Origin of the sequence: Reyranella soli (genome assembly GCF_007992495.1) — a bacterium.
GTDB classification, from domain to species: Bacteria; Pseudomonadota; Alphaproteobacteria; order Reyranellales; family Reyranellaceae; genus Reyranella; species Reyranella soli.
Genome location: NZ_BKAJ01000299.1, coordinates 1 through 4832 on the forward strand (window position 1 = coordinate 1; position 4832 = coordinate 4832).

General features: G+C 66.6%; 4 protein-coding genes. 1 reads left to right on the forward strand and 3 read right to left on the reverse strand.

Annotated features, from left to right (window positions below; translation table 11 throughout):
• Nucleotides 1–40 precede the first annotated feature (40 nt).
• A complete protein-coding gene (locus tag RSO01_RS45945; RefSeq protein ID WP_147157330.1) occupies nt 41–1339 on the reverse strand; it encodes an LLM class flavin-dependent oxidoreductase in 1299 nt (432 codons plus the stop codon).
• Between the two features lie 7 nt (nt 1340–1346).
• Complete coding sequence (locus RSO01_RS45950; protein WP_147157331.1) at nt 1347–2153, reverse strand: class II aldolase/adducin family protein; 807 nt, start codon at nt 2151–2153, stop codon at nt 1347–1349.
• A 331-nt stretch (nt 2154–2484) separates the two neighbouring features.
• On the opposite strand from RSO01_RS45950, the gene RSO01_RS45955 reads away from it, so the two are divergent.
• On the forward strand, nt 2485–3570 hold the full coding sequence (locus tag RSO01_RS45955; RefSeq protein ID WP_147157333.1) for a site-specific DNA-methyltransferase: 1086 nt from the start codon (nt 2485–2487) through the stop codon (nt 3568–3570).
• A 146-nt stretch (nt 3571–3716) separates the two neighbouring features.
• On the opposite strand, the gene RSO01_RS45960 is transcribed toward RSO01_RS45955, so the two are convergent.
• Nucleotides 3717–4610 carry a hypothetical protein gene (locus tag RSO01_RS45960; protein ID WP_147157332.1) on the reverse strand — a complete coding sequence of 298 codons (894 nt, stop codon included), beginning with the start codon at nt 4608–4610 and terminating at the stop codon, nt 3717–3719.
• Nucleotides 4611–4832: the final 222 nt, after the last annotated feature.

The window sequence follows — 4832 nt, forward strand, 5'->3', positions numbered from 1 at the left end:
CATGATTCAAGAGCGAGCCGGAGGCTCGCGGTCCAGAAGACTAAAAGAATCTTGATGGCGGCCGCGGCAGGCCGAGATGGTCGCGCAGGGTCTCGCCCTCGTAGTCGTGGCGGAACAGGCCCCGCTCCTGCAGGATCGGCACCACGAGGTCGACGAAGTCGTCGAAGCCTTCCGGGAAGTACGGCGGCATGACGTTGAAGCCGTCGGCGGCGCGCTCGTCGAACCACTGCTGCAGCGTGTCGGCGACCTGCTCGGGCGAGCCGCACAGTACCCAGTGGCCGCGCGCCGCCGCCACGAGATCGTAGAGGTCGCGCAGGGTCATGTTCTCGCGCCGCGCCTTGGCCAGCATGACGCGGGCGAAGCTGTGGTAGGTGTCCGGCAGGGCGATCTCGGGCACCGGCTGGTCGAGGTCGTAGCCCGTCATGTCCTGGCCCAGCCGGTCGGACAGCAACTGCAAGGCGTTCGAGCCGTTCACGAAGCTTTGCAGCAGGGCGAGCTTCTCGCGCGCCTCCGTGGGCGTGCGGCCGACCACTGGCATCACGCCGGGCAGCACCGTGACGTGCTCGGGCGAGCGGTCATGGGCCGGCAGCCTTTTCTTGAGCGCGGCGTACTGCGCCTTGGCCTCGTCCATGTCCTGGACGACCGAGAACACCACGTCGGCGGTGCGCGCCGCCAGCGCCAGGCCCGGCGCCGAGCCGCCGGCCTGCAGCACCACCGGCTGGCCTTGCGGGCAGCGGCCGATATTGAGCGGTCCCTTCACCTTGAAGAAGGTCCCGGCATGGTCGAGCGCTCGCAGGCGCGCCGTGTCGATGTAAGTGCCGGTCGCGCGGTCAGCGACGATCGCGTCGTCGGCCCAGCAGTCCCACAGCCCCTTCACCACATCGACGAACTCGGCGGCGCGTTCATAGCGGCTGGCATGGTCGGGATGCACGGTGCCGAAATTGCCGGCGCCCTGGCCGCTCGCGGTGGTGACGGCGTTCCAGGCGGCGCGCCCCTTGCTGATATGGTCGAGGGAGGCGAAGACGCGCGCCACCGACCAGGGATCGTTATAGGTCGTCGACACGGTGGCGCCCAAGCCGATGCGGCTGGTGCCGGCCGCCAGCGCTGCCAGCATGGTCATCGGCTCCAGCCGTACGGTATAGGAGGGGTGGGCGCCGGGATCGGCGTAGAGATTGTCGCCCATGAAGATCAGGTCGAACCGGCCGCGCTCGGCGATGCGGGCGATCTCCTGCACCTGATTGAAATCCTGGAAGCTCGTCATCGCCCCGGGATGACGCCAGCCGGCGACATGGCTGCCCGTGCCGAGGATGAACAGCCCCAGATGCATGCGGCGTTTCATGTCGGCGTCACTGGCGATAGGACGGATCGCTGCGGTCGAGCTGGCGCAGGAAGGCGGGCCATTCGCGCTCGCCCGCCACCAGGATGTCGCCCTCGAGATTCCAGAACTGCCGCGCCGCCTTCTCGCAGACGTCGTGGGTTGGAACGGTGAGCGTGGCGCCCGCCGCGGCCGCCGCCTGCATCGCGAGCTGGATGCGCGCGGCGCGCTCGAAATAGTACAGCAGCATGAAGGCCTCGCCCGGCGTGCGGCCTACCGTGAGGATGCCGTGGTTGCGCATCAGCATGACGGAGTGGGATCCGAGATCGCGCACCAGCCGCTGCTGCTCGTCGAGATCGATTGCCACGCCTTCGTAGTCGTGGAAGGCCTGCCGCCGATAGAAGCGCATGGCGAACTGGCTGAGCGGCAGCAGCCCGTCGCGCTGGCCCGAGACCGCGACGCTTGCATCGGAGTGCGTGTGCAGCACGCAGACCGCGTCGGATCGGCTCTTGTGGATGGCGGCGTGGATGACGAAGGCCGCGACGTTCACCTCGTGCGGCACGTTGTCGAGCTTGCGGCCCTCGGTGTCGATGCGCACCAGGCTCGATGCAGTGATTTCCTCGAACAACAGACCGTAGGGATTGAGCAGGAACTGGTCCTCGTGCCCGGGCAGGCGCATCGAGATGTGGTTGTAGATCAGGTCATCGAGACCGAGCTTCGCCACCAGGCGATAACAGGCGGCGAGCGCCACGCGGGCTTCACGTTCCGCGTCGTTCGGGTGCAGCAGGACAAGGCTCCGCAAATGGCTACGGGGGCTGCTCAGCAACTCACGTGCCATCGGCAATCGCAGTCGCGATGCGAGCAGCGGGGCCTGTGGCCAATCGGTGGCAAGCACGGCCCCCCGCATTCGTTCGCATCGGATCGCGCTATCTTGGGTTGTCACCGCGCCGTGCTCTGTCCCATCCCAAGCAGGCTCGGCCCCGCAAGCCCCCATTTGCGGGTGGCGGAGGCTCCCTCCCCAATTGGCCTCCGCCAGGTGACGATTATCTCCCTCTAGGTCTGGTGTGTGTGGGGAAAGCATCGACTCGATCTTGTGGATCGATGCTGTAAACAATTGAATCAATTGTAATTTCTTGACGGTGAGTCGGTGGATGACTCATCTTGAGCAGATGCTCGGGGAGAATCTGGACCGCGTCCTGGTGGGCGACTGCATTGAGCTGATGCAGCGTCTGCCCGAAGCCTCAGTCGACATGGTGTTCGCCGACCCGCCCTACAATCTGCAGTTGGGTGGCGAACTTCTGCGTCCCGACAACAGCAAGGTCGACGCCGTCGACGATGACTGGGACAAGTTTGCCGACTTCGCCCGCTACGATGCCTTCACGCGCGCCTGGCTTGCCGCCGCGCGGCGCGCGCTGAAGCCCGAGGGCACGCTGTGGGTGATCGGTAGCTACCACAACATCTTCCGCATCGGCACGGCGCTGCAGGACCAGGGCTTCTGGATCCTGAACGACGTCGTGTGGCGCAAATCCAACCCGATGCCGAACTTCAAGGGCAAGCGTTTCACCAACGCGCATGAGACCCTGATCTGGGCGGCACGGGGCCAGCGCAGCCGCTATACCTTCAACTACGATTCGATGAAGGAGCTGAACGAGGGCATCCAGATGCGCTCCGACTGGCTGTTGCCGCTCTGCACCGGCGGCGAACGCCTGAAGGGCGAGGACGGCAAGAAGGCGCATCCCACACAGAAGCCCGAGGCGCTGTTGTTCCGCTGCCTGATGGCGGCGTCCAATCCGGGCGACGTGATCCTCGATCCCTTCTTCGGCACCGGCACGACCGGCGCGGTGGCGCGACGCCTCGGCCGGCGCTTCATCGGCCTCGAGCGCGATCCCGACTATGCCGCGATCGCCGCCAAGCGCATCGCCCAGATCGAGCCGCTGGCCGGCGAGGATGTCTCGCCCAAGCCCAGCAAGCGCGCCGAGCCGCGCATCCCGTTCGGCGTGCTGATCGAGGCGGGCCTGTTGCAGCCCGGCACCATGCTCAGCGATTCAAGCGGTCGCCTGCATGCGCGCGTGCGCGCCGACGGCACCCTGTCGGCCAGCAATTCGCTCGGCGACCATCGCGGCTCGATCCACCAGGTCGGCGCAGCAGTGCAGGGTGCGCCCGCCTGCAACGGCTGGACGTTCTGGCACTTCGAACAGGCCGGCGCGCGCCTGCCGATCGATCACCTTCGTCAGCAAGTCAGGGCGGGACTTTAAGCACCGCCTCACCCTGAGGAGCCGCGCAACGCGCGGCGTCTCGAAGGGTGGAACGAGCACCGAGCCTGCAGCCCACCCTTCGAGACGCGCACTGAGTTTACCCCGAGGTACTCGAGGGGTGCGCTCCTCAGGGTGAGGTGTGCGTGTTAACCGGCCGCTTCGAGAGGCTCGCGGTTGAGCATGCTTGCGAACGTCACCTGATCCTGAGGCGTGACTTGGGTCGGCCTCTTGCCGACGAACTTGCGCGTGAACGCATCGAGGCGGTCGGCCTCGGGAACATTCAGTCCGAGTTCCACCAGGTCGGCGGCGACGGTGCCCGGTGCAGGATCGAAAAAGCGATTGGTGGCTTCGAGGCTCGGCGTATCCGGCACGCGGATGAAGACGATCGGCGAGGCCGACGGCAGCGGCTCGTGCGCGATGAAGGCCACGCCCGACATGACGCCGCAAAGAACGTTTGCCGGCGGTCCCGGCAATTGCAGGCTGATGAAGGCCGGCATGTCGCCGTCCGGATCGCGCACCAGGAAATGCATCGCCCGGCCGCCGATCCATACCTCGGCCGACATGTGCAGGTGGCGTCCTTGAAAGGTCTCGGTGTACGTCGCGATCAGGGGGCCATTCTTGCCGGCGGCCAGACGCAAGAAGCCGCGCACCACGCGGCCCAGGAAAGGCGGCGACCAGGCGAGCGAGTAGGCCGCGAAGGCGCCGGTGAGGGTGGTCACGCCGCCGAGCAGTCCGGCAGCGCGCGGGTTGCCGCGCCGCGAAAGGTTCTCCGGGACCGCCAGCGTGGCGGCATCGGCCTTGGTGAGCACCATGAGCTCGGCGGCGAACGCGTCCGGGCTGCAATCGGCGACCCATCGTCCGGGCTTGGTCGAGCCGATGACGGCGGCGAGGTCGGCGTAGACCGAGGGCGCCCGCGGCAGCGATCGCCCCTGCACCCATTTGTTCATGCGGTCGAGATCGCACTGCGTCTTCGGGTTCACGCTTCGGAAGCGGGCGCAGAATTCCTTGCGCGAGCTGCAGCCAAGCGCTGCCGCGGCCATTCGCAATTTCGTGGCAAAGGCGACGGCCAGGCGCGTGTTCCTCTCGCTTTGCGACGTACGAGAATTCGCCAGATATCCGTGGAATGTCCAGGAATTTCCAGGCCCGTCCACGCGCGGCGATTCAGGAAGTGCTGCCATCGTGGTACCGGCTGACCGCGAACTTGAGCTACGAGGAGAAGAGAATGGCTCTGCGAATCAATGCCGAGGCGCCGAACTTCACCG